Consider the following 19,934-nt stretch of genomic DNA (forward strand, 5'->3'; position numbering starts at 1 on the left):
ATATCTAGCTCGAAATATCGAGCTTTCAATAAAGAACTGCAGTTTTTGAGTCAGTTAGACTCATCAGGAGTATCTCAGTGTTCAACTCTTCATTACGTAAAAGCCTAGAAGTGAGCGAAAGTAAACGCCAAGAGGCGGAGTCGATCATCGACTCGATTAAGCACAGTATTGCCACAGTAGAATTTACGCCTGATGGAATAATTCTCGATGCTAATGCGTTGTTTTTAAAAACGGTAGGTTATTCACTTAATGAAGTCGTAGGCCAACATCACAAACTATTTTGCTCAGCGGCTTATGGTAATTCTGCTACCTACCAGCAATTTTGGAGCAATCTAAAAGCAGGTCATCCACAGGAAGGCAATTTTGCACGAGTGAATAAAAATGGCCAAGAGATCTGGCTTAGAGCCACTTACTTCCCCATAAAACAGGCAGGTAAAGTCGTTAAAATAATGAAAACAGCCGCTGATATCACCCAAGATAAGCACCAACTTGACGACCAAGCGGCCATTTTTAATGCCTTGAATCGCTCGCAAGCCATTATTGAATTCACTACCGATGGCACGATTTTGAAAGCCAATACTAACTTCTTAAAGACAATGGGCTTTAGCAAAGAGCAGATTATTGGTAAACACCATCGTATTTTCTGTTTTGATGAGTTTTATCGACAAAATCCACACTTTTGGGACGATCTAAAGCAAGGTCGATATAGCAGCGGTCTCTTTGAACGCAAAAATGCTTATGGCGATTCGATTTGGTTAGAAGCGGCATACAATCCTATTATGGATGAGCAAGGTAAAGTGGTTAAAGTGATTAAATTTGCGAGCGATATCAGCAAGCGGATCGAGCAAAGCCACGCTGTACGTGAAGCCGCCAATATTGCACTGACCACGTCACAACGTACCGTCGAGCAAGCAGAACAAGGCGTACATTTACTCAATGCGACGGTAAATACCTCTAATGCTATTGCCGAGCAAACCCATAAAGCGACCTTGGCGATAACTCAACTCAATGAACAATCTCAAAGTATTCAAGCCATAGTCGCAACCATTAGTTCGATTGCCGATCAAACTAATTTACTGGCATTAAATGCCGCAATTGAGGCCGCACGAGCGGGGGAACAAGGCCGAGGTTTTGCCGTTGTCGCCGATGAAGTAAGGCAGCTTGCTTCCAGAACCAGTAAATCAACCAGTGAGATTGCCGCCGTCGTCACTAAAAATACACAACTCACCACAAGTGCAACTAGCATGATGAACGAAGTTGAAGGTATTGCACTAGAAGGAAAACAACAGTTAGCGGAGGTAACATTGGTGATGAGAGAAATACGTAGCGGCGCGGAAAACGTCTCAGCAATCGTGTCGCAGCTATCAGTCAATAACAATTAATTGCTAGCATTTAATCGCGCTATCAAGGATTGCATGGCGCTTTATCTAAAAGACAAAACGCCAACCTATTACTTTTACGTCAATCAATAATCAGTTTTACGACCTTCATAGGTGGCGCGCATTTGCTGTACAAGAACCTCATCGTAAGCACGTAATCCGCTCATCACTAAGGTTTTTATACCTGTGCCAACTAAAGTGTCGCCACTGTGTAATTCAAAGTGCAATGTCACATCGCCACGTTTACCGTCGATTTTTAAATCTTGGCCAACGAGTGATAAGGTCACTTGTACAAAATCGAGGGTGGTTAAGTCAAACGACATACTTTCGTAAATCACTAAAGGCCGTTCTGGGTTGATCATCACTTGATGTTGTTTCATCAAAGGGATCAGAATATCGATAAAATTATGCCCAGAGAAAGCAACATATTGACGAATAAAGGATTCGGTCTGCGCATCGCAACAACTCACATCGCCATGACGGCTGACATTAAGATAGGTTTTTTCACGACTATCGCGAATCGAAAAACTCTCGCTCACTTGTTCAGGGAATTGCAGTTCGACGCTATCACCCACCATACCCGCAAAGCTAAACTTCATGCTCTGGCTCAAACCATATTGAGTCAATACTAGGGCAAACAGTAAATCTCCCGGTACGCAAAAGCGTTTTGCCCCCACATCGTGGATAGGATTAAAGTCCTGCGCAATTTTCTTCGCGAAGTCACTGGCTTGTTGTGCTGAAACGGAAATAGCTTGATTTTGCTTAGAAAAATAAGGCGCTAGAAACATATAAACTCTATTTGTAATAACTCAATACAGGGATGGATAACAAAATTATCACGAGTCTACCTTAAATTAGGTATTAAACTCACCCGATGACTTGACCCACGTAAGGCGTACAAAGTAACACCCTGCCCACATTTGTAAAGCCAAACAAATGACAGGGGTATCAGGATCTGTTGACGTTTCAGGTTTATTCTGCAGATATTAGGCGGAATTTTATGCAAGATAGAGCCTTTATAGCGTGATGACGCGACATATAACAGCCGATAATGCCGCAGAAATGTTAGCTAAATAAGACCGTTTTCATCACTCGTGACTCATTTAGAATAACTCAACATCATTTATCGTTTGGCGAGCAATACCTTGTCAGAACAAATAACATCTAAAACGTAAGTATTGCCTAGCCACCGATAAGCCAAGGAATAAATCGTTAGACCTTTTTAAATTCACGCTTTAACTGAAAACCATCGTCAGTGGCTAACTGCTCTAGCACTTCGATACGCTGACGAAGGATGGCTAACTCGGTCTGAAAAGCTTGGTTTTCTGCCACTTGCTCACGAGTCGACACACCTTGTTTGTTGCGAATTTTCATTATAGCGACCACATATCCGCCAACAATTGCGAGTATTGGGATAAGTAAAGCGAGGGCACCAGTGTTCATAGTCATTTCCTTTATCTATTGGCGTTATCGTTATCAAGCTCAACATTTAGGTCTGCTTATGACGCTTAATCAATGTCAAAGTCAGAACATGGAAATAAGTATGCGCAAGACAACCGCAATCAACCAGTGACAAAAGTCATGAGATTTAGCGAAAAAGTGTCATTCCTTATCAAAACTATCCACAACAATAGCGCCCATAGAGGCTGGCATAGTGATCACTATGATCCGTTTTATAGAGGTTAGTGGGTCCTCAAAAAAGGGCACTTTATCGAGGCAAAGCAGCACGAGGAAAACCACGAGGGCAGTGAGCAAATACGCCACCACGATACGAAAAATAAACACAGGAACGCGGGAAGCAATATTCTGTTGGAACACGCTGTGATAGGTGAATACCCCAAGAAAGAGCAGCGATAAACTAAAAAGCATACCGATATTCAATAAAGGTAAAGTCTCACCGAGATGCCACGCTTCCTCAGAAAATGCAACGGGGACCGCAAGGGCAAAAGCCCCTACGCAAACTTGACTCGCATCTTCAGTGTTAAAACTAAATTTCATGCTGATCGCTCCCTAATCTTCCAATCTATTTGATTAGTCGAAAATAACGTTCGGTGAAGATGCGCTTATTACGGGGGTATTAAGTGCGATACAACACTTTAACCACATGCCAGCCAAACTTAGTTTTCACTATATGCGGCACCAGTAATTCACCTGAAAATGCAACCTTATCGAACTGTGGCACCATTTGGCCTTTTTTGAACTCGCCTAAATCGCCACCTTTTTTGGCCGAAGGGCAAGAGGAAAAACGCTTAGCGAGCACAGCAAAATTAGCACCATTATTCAGCTGCTTAACAATATCCTCAGCCTGTTCTTTGTGTTTCACTAAAATATGCACAGCGGCAGCGGTTTTAAACATGTCATTTCTCACTTTGGATTAACGTCCCGTGCAAAGGGAAGATTAGCGCCCCGAGTTTGCCCTCGATCACACCACTTCCATCGGCACAGGTTCTACTGACTAAAAGGTTTAATATCCAACGCATAAGTGCGTTATTGGCCCATTATCGACCCTATTAACCTAGAAAATTTTCTGCCACCACTGCAAAGGGTCGCCGCAGTTATTCACTGGACGATAGGTCGCAGCTAATGCCGGAAGCGCATCGACATTGCTGCAAGTGGATTCCTTAGCCACACCTGTATCTCGGTCAAAAAAGCCCTTCACTACGCCGTTCACAGGGATTGAGCGCAGACTAATAGGTGGACGTTCCTTTAAGAAGGCAAGATACACGGCCATGGCGCCACTACTACCATACAAACTGGTTTTGCCGTTATCGTCACGACCAACCCAAATGGCGGCGACGTTACGCTCATCAAAGCCCGCAAACCAAGAGTCACGGCTGTCGTTACTGGTGCCAGTCTTACCCGCAAGTCCAACGCCAGGGAAGGCATTACCTAAACGCGTCGCCGTTCCCGTATTCACCACTTGCTGCATAGCAAATTGAATTAAGAAATCTGTCTCAGGTGCTATAGCTTGCTCTTTAGGCAATCGCGTCACTGGCAATGGGTTCTTATCAGAATCTAGCACAGCGGTCACTGTGGTTAACTTACGGTAAACACCGCTATCAGCTAAGGTTTGGTACACTTGCGCTACCATTAATGGCGAGCCATTGACGGCGCCGAGTAACATGGAGGGATACTCGTTTAACGGTTCCTGCCAACCCGATTTAGCCAATGTTGTTGCGACCGCATCCACACCCACAGCAATCCCAAGATTTACCGTCGGTACGTTCATCGACTTTTTCAATGCCGTTAACAAAGGCACCTGACCACTGAACTTCTTATCAAAGTTTTGTGGTGACCATGTCTTACCTTGCTCGCTTTTTAAGGTAATAGGTTGATCTTTAAGAGGTGTCGCTAAGGTAAATTGGCTATTAGGTGCCAGAGCCGTAGCATACACAAAAGGCTTAATTAACGAGCCAATAGGACGACGAATTTCAACCGCGCGGTTAAAGCCATCAAATCCTGGGGTTTTATCGCCGACCATAGCCGCAATACCGCCCGTGTATTTGTCGGTCACGACCATACCAATCTGCAATGATTTATTACTCTTATCTAAGCTTTTGAGGGTTTGAGTCACCGCAATTTCGGCGGCTTCTTGGGCCATAGGATCAAGCGTGGTATAGATTTTCACCCCAGATTGCTTTAATAACGCATCGCCATAACGCTCGTTCACTTCCTGTTTTACCAAGGCGAAGAAAGAAGGTAATTTTTGATGTGCTGGTTTATTGAGATTACGGATCCCTAAGGGTGACTCTACCGCCACTTTGTACTCAGCCGTGGTTAAATCCCCCGCATCCATTAACAAGCGCAATACCAGATCACGGCGTTCTTGAATACGATCCGGATATTTCCATGGATTGTAGTAAGACGGTCCCTTAATCGCAGCCACTAAGAATGCCTGCTGGGAGATAGTCAACTCACTGATAGGACGGCCGAAATAGAAACGTGAGGCCAACCCCATACCATGGACGGCGCGGGATTTATCCTGCCCCATATACACTTCGTTAAGATACGCTTCGAGGATTTCGTCTTTGCTGTAACGAAAATCAATAATGACCGCCATTAAGGCTTCACGAACCTTACGCAGCAAGGAACGCTCACTCGAAAGGAAAAAGTTTTTCGCTAACTGCTGGGTTAACGTCGAGCCACCTTGCACAGTGCGACCGGCGCTGATGTTCACAAAAGCCGCGCGCGCAATCGCGAAGGGATTCACACCATGGTGTTCATAAAAACTACGATCTTCCACCAGCAGTAACGCCTGCACGATCGACTTTGGCATTTCTTCGGTCGGCACAAACAGCCTGTCTTCACCGTCGCCAGTAATAATGCGGTCGAGCAATACTGGCTCAAGGTGGAATACGGCAAGTTGACGCTTGTCTGAGACTCGAGTGACCGAACTGATGCCATTGCTGTCGAAGCTGATCATGACTCTTTGTTCGACTTGATCGCCTTCTGGATGCAAAAACGGTCGACGCCACAATTCAATACGAGTGCTCGAAGCCGAAAACTCTCCCACTTGGCGCGGGTTAGCGACTTTGCGATAGCCGAGCAACTTAAGCTCAGCCATCATTTGCGGATGGCTGACTGCCGCACCAGGGTACAGCGCCATAGAACGACTAAACACCTGTGCTGGCAAATGCCATTTTTGGCCTTCAAATTTTTGCGCAATAATTTGATCAAGATAAATGCTGTAAAAAGTCACTACAGCTAATCCAGCCAAGCCTAATTTCCAACTGATAGACCAAATTCGTCGAAATAAACCGCGGCCATGATTAGCCCGACGGGAAGCGGGTGATTTTTTTGTCGTCTTAGTTGTCATATCTACTTCATCATTCATGCATTTAAAGACATCAGCCATAGGCACAAAGCTAACGTGGTGCGAATCAAAGTGTTTCATAACAAAATGTTATAAAACCAGCGGCGTGGTGCTAGGGCTGAGCTAAACCCAAGGTTTTCTTCTTGGTAAATTTTGTCGGCAGTGTATTCACAGGATCGTCTGGCCACAGATGTTTTGGATATCGACCGCGCATTTCCTTCTTAACTTCCACATAAGGTCCCTGCCAAAAGCTGGCTAAATCTGCCGTCAAGGCTAATGGACGCTGCGCCGGAGAGAGTAATTCCATCGTCACCTTTAGTTTGCCCTGCGCCAACATAGGACTCTGCGCCATGCCAAAGGTTTCTTGCAGACGTACACGCAGCAGCGCACGCCCAGACTCGTCGTATACTATTGGCGCAGAGGTACCAGTCACTAACGGCCAAGAGGTTGGCAATAACTCGTCAAGTCGCTGTTTCTGCTGCCAGCTCAAACAGTTTGCCACAAAACCAAAGCAATCAAGCTTAACTAATTGCGGCAGATTATTCACATTTTCGAGGTAAGGCGCCAGCCAAGTTTCTAGGCTCGCTAATAATGCTTCATCATCAACCTTGGGCCAGTCACTGCCCGCGTCAAACTCAGTTGCCAGTTTGAGCCTGTGTTGAAACTGTTCTAAGTTAGCGTTCCAATTGAGGATTTGTAATCCTTGCTGGCGAATATAGCCCAGTAAGGCCGCGACAATTTGCTTGCGCTCAGGCTTAGCAATCGTCTCGGCTTTTACTAAAATTTGTCCGACCTGGTATTGGCGCTGCGCAATCACTCGACCTTTAGCTTCATCCCAGCCACAGATCTCATGAATGTCCAGCAAACCTTTTAGCTCGCCGTCGAACAAGCTTGGCTGAAGCTGACTCGCTAAGTAAATCCGCCCAGCGTTTCTGCCTTCAGTTTCTTGAAAATCCGCCACCACCATCCACGGAGTTTGTGCCAATGCATCTTCGGCTGCGAGCACGACGCCAGTACCATTGGCTAATTGGTAGCCCTCAACACCGCGGGCCTTAGCGATACGATCCGGATAAGCAAGTGCTAATAATAACCCCACATCGCTGTGGTGTGCATGGGTCGCTATCTTAGACAAATCCGCCGCTAATCCTAGCTTTTTCTGCCACTGTTTTGCCTGTTGCCCAGCTTGTCCATGACAGGCAAAGTGCAGGTAATTCATGATATCGGCGCCCTTTTTAGGCAAACCGCGCGCCTCTAAAACCCCCGACAACAAGCAGGCCAAACTGCCCAATTGCGTTGCTTGTTCGTTAGCATTATTGACTCCCCCATTGTTTGCGCCCAAACTTTTTGCGCCCAATAACATATGTGCAAGCCTTGGGTGACACCCTAGCTCGTAGGCCGCTTTACCGTGGGGAGTGAGTTTATTTTGAGTATCGACCATGCCTAAATCTTGTAACAGTTTCCACGCCAGCGCCTCATGCACACTTGGTGGCGGCGTTAACAACATCAAGTCGCTAAAGGATTTTGCGCCCCAGTAAGCACAATCGTGGGCCATAGCCACCAGATCCGCTTGGCTGATCTCGGGTTCATCGACCTTGAGCATGCGACCATGTTCTTCTTGGCTCCACAGGCGAACGCACACCCCCGCTGATAAACGTCCGGCGCGGCCACTGCGCTGAGTCGCCGAGGCTTGGCTAATACGTTTCAAGCCTAAGCGGGTGACACCGGTTTTAGGGTTAAAACTTGCTTGTCGTTTATAGCCACTGTCGATAACAAACCCTATGTCTTCAATAGTTAAACTCGATTCCGCCACGTTAGTCGCTAGCACTATTTTGCGCCTGCCATCTATAGTTGCAGCGATCGCGCTATCTTGCTCGGCACCTGAAAGTTCACCATAAAGAGGGCAAATCAAAAAGGCATCGTCCGCTAAGCGCTCGCGCAAAAACTGCTGTAATCGTAAGATCTCCCCTTTACCGGGTAAAAACACGAGAACGGCATTATTGGCAGCCGTTTTATCAACACTGACACTGCTGGCCGAGACCAGTTCGAGCACGCAGCGGCCGAGGTGATCGATCCAATGCTGCTGAGTTGGCACTGGGCGATATTCGATGTCGACAGGAAAACTCCGGCCTTCGCTGTGCAAGGTCACCGCTTCTGGCATGAGTTCAACTAAGGCAAGACCTGATAGAGTCGCTGACATAGCTAATATCTTTAAATCGTCCCGCAGTGAAGCTTGCACTTCGAGCGCTAGGGCAAGACCTAAATCTGTGGTGAGGTGACGTTCATGAATTTCATCGAAGATGATCATTCCAATCCCAGTTAACTCGGGATCTTGTTGGATCATTCGCGTCAGAATGCCTTCAGTGACAATTTCTAAACGGGTATTGGCACTGATTTTAGCTTCACCGCGGACGCGATAGCCGACTTCTTGTCCCACCTTTTGCTGGCGACAGCTGGCAATATAGTGCGCCACACTACGCGCCGCGACACGCCGCGGTTCGAGCATTAAAATGCGTCCGCTGATTTCTGGCCAATCCAACATAGCCAAAGGTAACGCCGTTGATTTACCCGCACCTGTCGGTGCCTCGAGGACCACTTGGGCGTGACGAGAAAAAGCCGCGCGCAGCGGTGCTAATAAGCTATGAATAGGTAGAGAGTTCAAGAAAAAGACATCAGCGGCCAACACAGGGCCGTCAGTGTACTAACAATCGGCTTTGAGTACCATTTCACAGCAAACATTATCAAGTCAGTGCTGACATAAGTAACAGCTCAAGGCTGCCATGCCCAAGATTACAGCTGTGGATAGGGAGCAAAAATCTCACGCTTTTCGAGCCAAGGTTGACTGAGCCCTGACTGTAGTTCAGCTAAGCGTATCGGTTTATTGATGGCGTAACCTTGAGCATAGTCGACGCCTAAGGCTTGCAATTTCCACCCTATTTCTTGGGATTCGACAAATTCAGCAACCACATCAAACCCCATATCTTGACCAAGTTGGCAGATGGATTTTACGATCGCCTGATCCGCAGAGTCTTCGCAAATATTGACGACAAATTGGCCATCAACCTTTACAAAATCCACATTGAGGCGCTTAAGGTAAGCAAAGCTAGAAAAGCCTGCACCAAAATCATCGAGGGCTAATTTACAATTGAGTGGACGAAGTATCTCGAGTAACTTTGTCGCTTGATCGAGCTGACTCACAGCCGCGGTTTCTGTGATCTCGATGCAAAGCTTATCCACCAGCTCAGGTTCGGCCATCAAACGCATTTCTAGCCAATTCATAAACTCATGATCGCCCAAAGAGGTTGCCGACAGATTCACAGACACAAGATCCAATTGCTGCCAAATATCTAAATGACTACCACCCCACTTGAGCAAATTATCGATCACCCAAAGATCAACCTTAGAAGCCAAGTTGTATCGCTCGGCGGCGGGTAAGAAGATAGCAGGAGACACTATAGTGCCGTTAGTCTGCACCATACGCAGTAGGATCTCTAAATGTAAGCCAGTTTCCTCGCGGTTTAACGGCACTATGCTTTGAAAATAAAGCTCAAATTGGTTTAACGCGAGTGCGCCGACGATATCTACAGAGGCCATCATCTCGGTGTAGAGACGGTTCATTTTAGGATCGCTCGCACTGTATAAATGCCAACCATTTCGGCCTTGATCCTTCGCCAATCGACAAGCAGCGTCAGCTTGACTCATGACGGTATAAATATCGGCAGATTTTTTATCTAGCCTAGCAATCCCCATACTGACACTGACATTGTGACTACGACTTTCCCAAATAAACTCATGATTTGCTAACTGGGTACAAATCCGCTTAGCAATCTGTTTCGCAGAGTCCACATTGCAGTAATGCATCAGGATACCAAACTCATCGCCCCCTAAACGGGCAACTATATCGCCTTTACGTACGAGCTGTTTCAAACGTAATGCGACTTGGCAAAGCAGTTTATCGCCCGCCTGGTGGCCACTGATATTGTTAATGACTTGGAATTGGTCTAAATCGAGAAACGCCACGCAAATAGGCATATCGTCGTGGGCATGTAGTAGGTTTTCTAATAGGGCTTCGAAATGTAGCCGATTAGGTAAACCCGTAAGTGCATCATAATTGGCATGGAAGGATAACTCATCGGCTAAGCGGTACTTTTCACTGACATCTTCGGCAATCATGACTAAAGTATCTTTATCGCCGCTAATCTGGCTAAAACTCAGTTTTAACCAAGTTAATTGATGAATTGATTTTAAAGGTAATTCACACCAAGCTTGGCCGAGCACACCTTCTCGTACCACATGTAAGGTATCGGTTAGCATGGCGTGTTCTTCCTCACGCACCATGTCGAATAAATCATAGCCATGTTGAATTGGCAGGGTTTGCAGAGCGACTTTATTCAGCATAGTCAATTGATCATGCTTATCTAACAAGGCGCAAGCTAAGGGCAACTGGTTGAATACTTCACAGTATTTATGTTCACTGGCAAGCATGCTCAAAGCGATACGCGTCAATTCCATCGCAGAGCCAATCATCACAGCGGCGTGATTAAACTCACTTATAAACTCTTCGCTCCATTCACAACATTCTGAGCAATTGACTGCCCCCAAGGCAATACGGGTTTCGCCAAACACGACTGGCGGCAATACTAATAGACTCTTGACATCCCAATCCCTTAATAAAGCTCGCTCAGCCTGAGCATCGGCAGGCAAGGTATTCACATCAGCCAGATTTAATAGACGCGGAGTACGGACAAGAGAGCGAAAAAATGGCATTCGTGCCAAGGGCCAGACTCGTGTCTGTTGGCCTTGGGCAAATTGAGGTTTTAGATACAAATTACGCGTGCGTAAACGATCCAGTGACTGGCTTCCGGTTAATACAAATACCCCGTCACAATGCAGTTGCAAAGTAATAGTCTCAAGCGCTCTGTCAACATTCTGCTCTAAGGTTTCTAGCGGGGATTCACTAAAAATACTGACCAAAGCCTGTTGGAGTGGATTAGCTAAACCTACTGACATGAAAAGTCTCTTCCTTACCTAAAAATCCATTTAAGGTATTATCGACGTGCATTAAGTATAGGCTCACAGTGAATTAAACGTCTGCTTGAGTCACAAATTAGCTGATAAATTCAACAGCTAGATTAACGCTCAAATGCGCTTAACGTCAAAGTGTTCGCTGAGATAATCCATATTAGGCGCACCCAAAGGATGATAAACCGATGCAACAAAGGCTATTCCTCGGCTTCGCTCCCACAGATAGTCAAAGGGCATATCTAAGTGAATTGCAGCAGCAATTGATATGCCACCTTAATCCTGAGGCGAAAGCGGTGAGTGTCAACAATTTGCATTTAACGCTCTGCTTTATGGGTCAAGCTAACAACGAGCAAAAAATCGCCCTCCTTGATGCGGTTGACCGCTTAGTGAAGCCAAGATTTAGCGTTCGGCTTAACCAGTTCGATGTATGGCCTAATGCGCAAGTATGTTGCTTGAAAGGCGATGATATTGAGCCTCCGTTAGCGCAATTCGCTAAACAGACGCAAGAAATTGCTGACCGACTGCAATTGCATCGGAATGAGCACAACTTTTGCCCGCACATCAGTTTATTTAGAAAAGCAAAACAATGGACACTAGATGAGTCGGCTTTATTGCAACTCAAAGGTATGAATACGCTGACGTTAACGCCCGATAATTTGCATTTATACCATTCAAAAAGCACAAGCACGGGTGTCGAATATCACATCCTAGATTCTTGGGCGCTCGGTGAGCCTTAAATCAAAAACAAAAAGCCCGAGTATCCACTCAGGCTTTATTTTTAAACTTATGAATCAATACTAAAATAAAAATAGCAGTTAACTAGAGAGCGATGATGAAGAAAGCCCTATTCGAGTAAACGTAAGGTTTCGCGATAGGCACGCTTTTGCTCGTAGGTTTGTAACCGCAGCATAAACTCATCAGTCTTAGTCATTTCAGCATTCATTTTCAACGCTTCGATCGCTTTCTGCTGCGTCGAAATAGCAGCACCAAAATCGCCTAACTCCGCATAAGCCGCGGCTAAATTATCAAGATTTGTAGGATCGTTTTCATTCACTTTGAGTAATTTTAAGGACAACTCGACCGCTTTATTGCCATCACGATATTCTGCTTCGGGACAAGTTGCTAAAATCCACGCCACATTGCCCAAAGCAACATCATCACCCACTTGGGAAAATTGCTCGACCGCTTTACCGCAGTTGCGCTGCACACCGTCACCGCCAGACGCATAAATAAAGCCTAAACGGAATTGAGCCCAACGACTGCCCTGCTCACTCAACGCTTTATACCAATGCTCAGCGACTGACAAGTCACGCTTGATCAATTGGCCTTCAAATGACAGATCCGCTAAGGTTTGCTGCGCTTTTTCATGTTGTTGTTCGGCGGCAAGTGAGATCCAATGTAATCCAGTCGGCACTTCTTGCGACACAAAACGTCCGGAGAGATACATTAATCCCAGCAAAAATTGAGCATCGGCATCACCTTGCTCTGCCGTCACCTGAATATGCACAAACTTACTGGCCGCAAGTTCAGCAGCTGGCTGCGGGATAGAAAATGCGTGCGCCGCAGAGCTCAGCCCTATTGTTAAGCTTAAACCTGCACCTAAAACCCATAATCTGTATTTCACTTGCTTACCTCTCTTAAAAACAACTGCCCTCAAAGTTAGCCAGAATTAACCCCATAAGTCGAGCCTAAATACACACAAACCTCAGGATAATGGGGGGAAGCTAAGCCAAATGGAATGTCAAATTTAAAAAGTGAAACATGTTATTGTGTAATTTAGTGGCATATTTTATTCATAATCTATAATAAAACTGCTGAAATAGACTGGTAAGATGTGATTAACTCGACAGAGTTAAGTGAATCCAGCGAGTTTCATACCGATTTAGTTGACTTAAATCACTAAAGTAGCAAAATAAGCCCTAATTTTAGATGTTTAATTGCATTCATTCACTTATTCTAAACTAAGACTTCCATCAAGTTTTTGTAAGTTTAATTGACGTAAAATGTTTAATTAGCATATTCTTACTTTCGTTTTAATCAATCGAGGAACACCACATGGCACTGATTGGTAAACCAAAACCTGATCCAACTTTGGAATGGTTTTTATCACACTGTCACATTCATAAGTACCCTGCAAAGAGCACTCTTATCCATGCTGGTGAAGACTCAGATACCCTTTATTACATAGTAAAAGGTTCTGTAGCGGTATTGATTAAAGATGAAGAAGGTAAGGAGATGATCCTTTCTTATCTGAATCAAGGTGACTTTATCGGTGAACTAGGTTTGTTTGAAGAACAAGCCGAACGTACCGCTTGGGTTCGTGCTAAGCAAGCTTGTGAAATCGCTGAGATTTCATATAAGAAATTCAGACAGTTAATTCAAGTTAACCCTGAAATTCTGATGAAGCTGTCTGCACAAATGGCCTATCGCCTACAAAGCACCAGCCAGAAAGTGGGTAACCTTGCATTTTTAGACGTTGCAGGCCGTATTGCTCAAACTCTATTGCATCTGGCTAAACAACCTGATGCTATGACACACCCTGATGGCATGCAGATTAAGATCACTCGTCAAGAAATAGGTCAAATTGTTGGCTGCTCACGGGAAACTGTGGGTCGTATCTTGAAGATGTTAGAAGAACAGAATTTGATCCAAGCTCATGGTAAGACAATCGTGGTATACGGTACCCGTTAAGTTAGTCTTCAGCTTGATTTAAGCCTGCCTTATTAAAGTGGCCTAGAATAAATTCTAGGCCATTTTTTATTGGGGAGCTCAAATGAAACGGCTGTTTTTAATCTGTTCTTTCAGCCTATTCACGCTGGTGCATCCAATAATCTTGCATGCCGAACCTATTGAATTAGAACATTATCAAGCCAAGGCGTTAGTTAACTCTGGGCAAATATTGTCCTTAAACGGTACACTCGCCGTAGTGAACCAATTTTGCCAAGGTGAACTAATTGATGCTCATCTCTATCAAGAAGATCATAAATGGCGCTATGATTTGCAAATCAAAGTTCAGCGTGGCCAAATCGTTAATCTCAGTATTGATGCAACTAATGGTCAAGCCGATCAATCAATAGCACTACCGAGCGAATGTCGAAAACATGAAACTGTTACTCGTTGAAGATAACCCAATGCTAGTCACCGAGCTGGAGAAACAACTCAAACTCGCTGGCTATGTAACCGATATTACAGACAAAGCGCTTGAAGCCGATTATCTGATCAAAGAAACCCAATACGATTGCGTAATCTTAGACATAGGTTTGCCCGATGGCAACGGCCTCGAACTGCTCGAAGGCTGGCGAAATCAAGGGATCAGCACTCCAGTTATCATGCTGACTGCCCGCAGCCAATGGCATGAAAAAGTAGAAGGTTTTAATGCTGGCGCCGACGATTACTTAGGTAAACCTTTCCACGCCCAGGAATTATTGGCCCGAATCCAAGCTTTAATCCACCGTGCACATGGTCGTCTAAACACCTCAAGTAAACAATTGAGTTATGGTGGCGTGGTTTTAGATGAAGCAGAGCAAACGGTAAAAGTGGCCGAGCAGCTGTATGAACTCACAGCAATGGAATTCAGGCTGTTAAAAATCTTCCTCATGTCACCTAAGAAGCTGTTATCTAAGACGCAGCTAACCGATAAGCTCTATCAGTTTGACGATGAAAAAGAGAGTAATGTGGTCGAGGTTTATGTCACCCATCTACGCAAGAAACTGGGTAAAACCACAATCGAAACCCGTCGCGGCCAAGGTTACATCTTCCACGGCATTATTGAATGATCTCGATCCGCACTAAGCTCAGTTTATGGTTAACTGGCTTACTCGTGTTAGGTACTGTGATTGGACTGATACTGTTTGAGTCCATGCTACGTCAGGCCTTCCACGACTCTATTATCAATCGCTTAGAAGAAGATCTCGAACATATCATGCTGGCAACCCATATCCACGATGGGGAGATCAGCATAGATCAAAGCCAGCTTTCCAGTTTCTACAAGCCCGCCTATTCAGGCCGTTATTTTCAGCTTAACCTGCCAAATGAAGTGATTCGCTCACGCTCCCTGTGGGATATGCAGTTAGATATCGAGCCACTGGCACCGAATCAAACCCGCGTCTGGCAAGCTAAAGGGCCAAAAAATAACGATATGCAGTTATTATCACTGGGATTAAATTCCAGCAGTGCCAATGTCAGCGCCACCTTAACCGTTGCGCAAGATTTGAGTATCGGTAGACGCGTGTTTAGTGAGGTTTATGGCACTAAGCTTGGTGTCAATCTGGCGATGTTAGTTGCTATGATCGCGGGGATATTCTTGATCCTACGTCAATCCTTTAAGCCAGTTAAGCACATACAGCACGCGCTTTCTCGGCTAAGACAAGGGGAAATTAACGCGCTGGAGCTCAATAATATTCCCCCCGAAGTACAACCATTAGCGAAAACCTATAATGAACTACTTGAGTATACTGCCAAGCAAATTGAACGTAGCCGCAATAACTTAGGTAATTTGAGCCATGGGCTCAAAACGCCACTTGCCGTGATGCAGCAACAGGTTGAAGCTCTTGGCCTCAAAGATCCTGAAACTGCCATTGCCCTGCAGCAGCAACTTGATTCGATTCACAAGATGGTCGAGCGTAAACTGGCTGCGGCGAGGATCACTGGCGACATGCTCCCCGCAGCGCAATTGGTTATCCCTAGGGATTTACATAGCCTAGCCAACACGCTAAATAAGGTTCACCGCAATAAATCCATTGAATGCAATTTCGAACTCGATCCCAATATTCTCAGACTGCCTATTCACAGAGAAGATGGCATGGAGCTCTTAGGCAACCTGCTAGACAACGCCTTTAAATGGGCCCAGAGCCGAGTCAGCATTCAGCTATCGCGTCAGCAAGAGCGTCTCTGCCTTTGTATCGATGATGATGGTCCAGGGGTTGCTGATGATGAGCTAGATAAGCTCACACAAAGAGGAACAAGGCTTGATGAGTCAGTGATGGGTCACGGTTTAGGATTATCAATAGTGAAAGAAATTGCCGAGCAATACGAGATTGAACTGCAGTTTAATCACAGCACTCGCTTAGGTGGATTGAGGATCGAGCTGACCTTTAGCTAGCCCAGGCTATGCCAATCGTATTAAATGCCTTGTTTGAAATATCCATAAAAAACGCCATCGAATTGATGGCGTTTTTTTTATGCAGAAAGCAATTTGAGGACGTTAGGCTTTATTCACATTGGTGCTTTCAAAAATCTTGTCGGCAGACGCCGCCACAAAGCCTGTGTAGAGCTCGCCATTAGCCATAGGGTAACGTAGCGCAAACTCATAGAAACAGCTTGGGATTTCCACTGTCGCGTCAGTAAATTCAACACCAATTTTATCGGCCATAGTCGAAGACTGTTCTAATAATACTTCTGGCGAACCTTTGATCTCACCACCTGAACTATTGAGCACAAAGCCCGCTTGCTTCAGAGCTTCATTCACTGACTCTAAAGTCTCAAAACCATCGAGGTGATTGATAGACACAGTGAAATGGTTAGCGCGATAACCAAAAGCCGCTACCCAAGCTGCATATTCACTCTCAGTTAATAAGTCCTGATAGGTTTTAGCATCTAAAGACCAATGACGGCCTGAGTAAATAAAGTTGTCAGCGGTAGTCGCTGCAGCGTCCACTTGGGCGATTAAGCCTTGAATAGTTTTTTGCAACGCAGGGCTAAATTCTTCAACCAACAGCTCAGAGATAAACACTTTAGGCTGAGTCGAATCTGGATGTTCAAAATGCTTAGCGATCAGTTTTTTCTGTTCAAACTTATAATCACCGCAAGGTACATAACCTAACGAAGTGAAATGCTTAGCTAGCACGTCCAAATTCACCTTAGCGATATTGAAAGTACGCAGGGCAATATGGTCGTTGATAATCGGCTTACCATGACCCAACAACGCGTGCACTTTTGCCGCAGAAGGGGTCATTTGAATATAGTCTTGCCACAGGGCGGCAAATAACGCGTTGATGTCGGTATGCATAAAAACTCCTTTTATTGTGCTGCGGTTATTGCTGTTATTTTGCCGCGAACACTAAATGTAACGACCTAAATGCCACTGTTGTAGCGTCACACATACCCACAGTAGAAACTCAAGTAACGTTACTGCTTGTTATTAAAAAGGAAGAACATTAGTCCTTCCTCCTCTTTCCCACATATTCTTTACCACATAAGAGTTAAATCTCTACCCGCTTACAAGCTCAAACCTGGGCTTAATGTCGCGGGTAAACTCACGGCATCAGCCTCGACCGAAGCGACCGGATAAGCACAGTAATCGGCGGCATAGAAAGCACTCGCTCTGTGGTTACCCGATGCACCTACGCCACCAAAAGGTGCCGCGCCCGATGCGCCAGTGATTTGTTTATTCCAGTTAACAATCCCTGCACGAATGCGCGCGAGGAAATAGTCATAATCTTCACGGCTATCGGCCAGTAAACCCGCTGACAAACCATAACGCGTTTGGTTAGCCAATTTGATCGCTTGATCGAAATCGCTATAACGCACTAGCTGTAGCAGAGGTCCGAAGTATTCTTCATCCGGCAAGACATCAATAGCCGTCACATCGATAAGGCCAGGAGAGACTAAGCCCGTACCCGCTTCTAGATGGGTTAACTCGACTAACGACACGCCGCCCAAATTCTGCAGATTCGTCTGCGCCGCAACCATACCTTTAGCAGCAGTTTCAGAAATCATTGAGCCCATAAAAGGTTGTGGCTGCGCGTTCCAAGGGCCAACTTTAATCTGTTTGACCGCAGCGGCTAACATGGCAATCAAGGCATCGCCCTGCTCGCCCTGCTCGCCTTGCTCTACATATAGACGGCGCGCACAAGTACAACGTTGACCAGAGGAGATATAAGCCGACTGCAAAATATCGTGCACGGCAGCTTTAATATCCTGCACACCTTTAATGATCAGTGGGTTATTGCCACCCATCTCAAGTGCTAAAATCTTGCCCGGATGACCGGCATATTGTTGATGTAAAAAATGACCCGTGCGTGAGCTGCCGGTAAAGAACAGACCATCGAGCTGCGAGTGAGAAGCCAGTGCTTTACCCGTATCCACCTCACCTTGGACTAAGTTAAGCACGCCAGCAGGCAGACCCGCTTTATCCCATAGGCTAACCATCAGCTCAGCAACTTTAGGCGTGAGCTCTGAAGGTTTAAAAATCACGGTATTCCCAGCCAGCAGCGCAGGGACTATGTGGCCGTTCGGCAAATGACCAGGGAAGTTGTAAGGACCGAACACCGCCACAACACCGTGGGGCTTATGGCGGATAACCGCACGCCCTGCTGGCGTATCGTTGGCTTCTGTGCCCGTACGTTTATTGTAAGCCGCAGCCGATAAAGCAATTTTGCCTATCATGGCACCGACTTCAGTCGCGGTTTCCCACTGAGGTTTACCCGTTTCTTGGGCAATCGTTTCTGTTAGATCAGCTTTATTGGCTTCGAGTTGGGTGCGATACGCTTCAACTATGGCTAAACGCGCATCGAAACCTAACATAAACCAATCAAACTGTGCGGCGCGCGCAGCATCAACGGCGGCATTAACTTGTTCTGCAGTGGCCGTTTTACCAGTCCAAATAGATTGTGCATTGGCAGGGTTAATTGAGGTCACGTCATGACCTTTGCCAGCATGCCACTGGCCTTGAATATAATGTGTCATTGGTTATTCCTACATTGCCAAAATACGGATTTGATCGCCTTTTGCGAGTAGCAAACCCGCGGCCAGCTCAGGGCTAATGATGATATGTTCGGATTTGTCGTCCACGGCCAATGCAGCAGACGTCGCTCGGTAATTGGTTAATTGGGTATTTGAGATAATAAATTGAGTGTCGGCTTCGACCATGTCACCAATATCGACGGTTAATAAACGGCTTTCACGCACGCCGCGAATGTCCGATAAACGACACTCAACAGTTGGACCACCATCAAAAATATCCACATAACCGCGGCATCTAAAACCTTCGGCCTGCAGCAGACTTAATGCAGGACGGGTATTGGTATGCACTTCGCCAATCACTTTCTGCGCTTCTTCCGGCAACAGACAAACGTAGACAGGATTTCGTGGCATCATTTCGGCCATAAATGCCTTTTTACCTAAGCCAGAAAGATAATCCGCCTGAATAAAATCTATGCCCAAAAAGTGTTTTTGCAACCAACCATAAAAAGGTGAATGCCCCTCGGCATCGCTTACACCGCGCATTTCGGCAATCACAGTTTCGCCAAAACGCTTCGCATGTTGAGCTAAAAACAGAAATCGACTGCGGGATAACATACGGCCATTGTTGCCCTTGCGATATGCTTCACGCAAAAACAGCGTGCACATCTCAGCAGCACCAGTGTAGTCATGGCAAAGGGTGAGTGTTTCGACCTCGTTACGCACATCAATTTGTTCAGAATGATAGACTTCGGTACCGAGTCGATAATGGTAGAACGCATCTTCCATTCCCACCGCCGCTTCGATGGCGCACGTTCCCACCACTTCACCGGTATCGGTATCTTCCAGCACCATCAGATAACCTTCATCGAAGGGAGTCTCTACGGCTTTGACGAATGAGGCTTCGGCCCGAGCAATCTTATGCCTGAGTAAATCCGCATTCACAGGTAATGACGTAAAACCATGACCAGACTCTTCGGCAATTTGATATAAGGCCTCAAAATCGCCAGCCTGAATAGGACGTATGATTAACATCTTAG

Annotated in this window: 17 protein-coding genes; 6 read left to right on the forward strand and 11 right to left on the reverse strand. The window is 45.8% G+C overall.

Annotation, left to right across the window (positions count from 1 at the left end; genetic code table 11):
• Positions 1 to 77: 77 nt before the first annotated feature.
• Positions 78 to 1,382 carry a PAS domain-containing methyl-accepting chemotaxis protein gene (locus L5M29_RS23750; RefSeq protein WP_317633252.1) on the forward strand — a complete coding sequence of 435 codons (1,305 nt, stop codon included), beginning with the start codon at positions 78 to 80 and terminating at the stop codon, positions 1,380 to 1,382.
• A gap of 83 nt (positions 1,383 to 1,465) precedes the next feature.
• Here the strand turns inward: L5M29_RS23750 and L5M29_RS10965 are convergent, their stop codons facing one another.
• The 7 genes from L5M29_RS10965 to L5M29_RS10995 form a co-directional block, all read right to left on the reverse strand.
• The gene (locus tag L5M29_RS10965) at positions 1,466 to 2,167 is read right to left on the reverse strand and encodes a DUF3581 domain-containing protein (protein ID WP_131525486.1); all 702 of its coding nucleotides are present in this window, start codon (positions 2,165 to 2,167) and stop codon (positions 1,466 to 1,468) included.
• Between the two features lie 424 nt (positions 2,168 to 2,591).
• Positions 2,592 to 2,822 carry a hypothetical protein gene (locus L5M29_RS10970; RefSeq protein WP_113939132.1) on the reverse strand — a complete coding sequence of 77 codons (231 nt, stop codon included), beginning with the start codon at positions 2,820 to 2,822 and terminating at the stop codon, positions 2,592 to 2,594.
• 159 nt (positions 2,823 to 2,981) lie between these two features.
• A complete protein-coding gene (locus L5M29_RS10975) occupies positions 2,982 to 3,377 on the reverse strand; it encodes a DUF2391 family protein (RefSeq protein ID WP_105250257.1) in 396 nt (131 codons plus the stop codon).
• A gap of 79 nt (positions 3,378 to 3,456) precedes the next feature.
• Positions 3,457 to 3,735 carry a peptidylprolyl isomerase gene (locus L5M29_RS10980; protein ID WP_006084190.1) on the reverse strand — a complete coding sequence of 93 codons (279 nt, stop codon included), beginning with the start codon at positions 3,733 to 3,735 and terminating at the stop codon, positions 3,457 to 3,459.
• Positions 3,736 to 3,894: 159 nt separating this feature from the next.
• Positions 3,895 to 6,213, reverse strand: a complete 2,319-nt coding sequence (gene mrcB / locus L5M29_RS10985) for a penicillin-binding protein 1B (RefSeq protein ID WP_168827694.1) — start codon at positions 6,211 to 6,213, stop codon at positions 3,895 to 3,897.
• A gap of 91 nt (positions 6,214 to 6,304) precedes the next feature.
• Positions 6,305 to 8,875 carry an ATP-dependent helicase HrpB gene (gene hrpB, locus L5M29_RS10990; RefSeq protein WP_263167830.1) on the reverse strand — a complete coding sequence of 857 codons (2,571 nt, stop codon included), beginning with the start codon at positions 8,873 to 8,875 and terminating at the stop codon, positions 6,305 to 6,307.
• A 104-nt stretch (positions 8,876 to 8,979) separates the two neighbouring features.
• On the reverse strand, positions 8,980 to 11,199 hold the full coding sequence (locus L5M29_RS10995) for a putative bifunctional diguanylate cyclase/phosphodiesterase (protein WP_198571945.1): 2,220 nt from the start codon (positions 11,197 to 11,199) through the stop codon (positions 8,980 to 8,982).
• 200 nt (positions 11,200 to 11,399) lie between these two features.
• On the opposite strand from L5M29_RS10995, the gene thpR reads away from it, so the two are divergent.
• Positions 11,400 to 11,951, forward strand: a complete 552-nt coding sequence (thpR, locus tag L5M29_RS11000) for an RNA 2',3'-cyclic phosphodiesterase (protein ID WP_263167832.1) — start codon at positions 11,400 to 11,402, stop codon at positions 11,949 to 11,951.
• A gap of 107 nt (positions 11,952 to 12,058) precedes the next feature.
• On the opposite strand, the gene L5M29_RS11005 is transcribed toward thpR, so the two are convergent.
• Positions 12,059 to 12,838, reverse strand: a complete 780-nt coding sequence (locus L5M29_RS11005; protein WP_105250260.1) for a tetratricopeptide repeat protein — start codon at positions 12,836 to 12,838, stop codon at positions 12,059 to 12,061.
• Positions 12,839 to 13,269: 431 nt separating this feature from the next.
• Here L5M29_RS11005 and crp point away from each other — a divergent pair, with 431 nt between their 5' ends.
• The 4 genes from crp to L5M29_RS11025 all read left to right on the forward strand — a co-directional run bounded on the left by crp (position 13,270) and on the right by L5M29_RS11025 (position 16,315).
• Positions 13,270 to 13,905 carry a cAMP-activated global transcriptional regulator CRP gene (crp, locus tag L5M29_RS11010; RefSeq protein WP_006080082.1) on the forward strand — a complete coding sequence of 212 codons (636 nt, stop codon included), beginning with the start codon at positions 13,270 to 13,272 and terminating at the stop codon, positions 13,903 to 13,905.
• 82 nt (positions 13,906 to 13,987) lie between these two features.
• Positions 13,988 to 14,335 carry a PepSY domain-containing protein gene (locus L5M29_RS11015; protein WP_263167834.1) on the forward strand — a complete coding sequence of 116 codons (348 nt, stop codon included), beginning with the start codon at positions 13,988 to 13,990 and terminating at the stop codon, positions 14,333 to 14,335.
• Entirely contained in the window at positions 14,316 to 14,990 is a 675-nt protein-coding gene (locus L5M29_RS11020) for a response regulator transcription factor (protein WP_131523983.1), read from the forward strand. The genes L5M29_RS11015 and L5M29_RS11020 overlap by 20 nt, the downstream gene beginning before the upstream one ends.
• The gene (locus tag L5M29_RS11025; protein WP_113939137.1) at positions 14,987 to 16,315 is read left to right on the forward strand and encodes an ATP-binding protein; all 1,329 of its coding nucleotides are present in this window, start codon (positions 14,987 to 14,989) and stop codon (positions 16,313 to 16,315) included. Before L5M29_RS11020 ends, L5M29_RS11025 begins: the two co-directional genes overlap by 4 nt.
• A 102-nt stretch (positions 16,316 to 16,417) precedes the next feature.
• Here L5M29_RS11025 and L5M29_RS11030 read toward each other — a convergent pair whose 3' ends face one another.
• The 3 genes from L5M29_RS11030 to astA form a co-directional block, all read right to left on the reverse strand.
• Entirely contained in the window at positions 16,418 to 17,221 is an 804-nt protein-coding gene (locus L5M29_RS11030) for a DUF1338 domain-containing protein (protein WP_212599655.1), read from the reverse strand.
• A gap of 209 nt (positions 17,222 to 17,430) precedes the next feature.
• A complete protein-coding gene (gene astD, locus L5M29_RS11035) occupies positions 17,431 to 18,900 on the reverse strand; it encodes a succinylglutamate-semialdehyde dehydrogenase (RefSeq protein ID WP_263167837.1) in 1,470 nt (489 codons plus the stop codon).
• A 9-nt stretch (positions 18,901 to 18,909) separates the two neighbouring features.
• Positions 18,910 to 19,929 (reverse strand): arginine N-succinyltransferase, encoded by a 1,020-nt coding sequence (astA, locus tag L5M29_RS11040; protein WP_263167838.1) that lies wholly within the window; start codon positions 19,927 to 19,929, stop codon positions 18,910 to 18,912.
• Between the last annotated feature and the right edge of the window lie 5 nt (positions 19,930 to 19,934).

The organism is Shewanella sp. SM95 (assembly GCF_025653595.1).
Lineage (GTDB): Bacteria > Pseudomonadota > Gammaproteobacteria > Enterobacterales > Shewanellaceae > Shewanella > Shewanella oncorhynchi.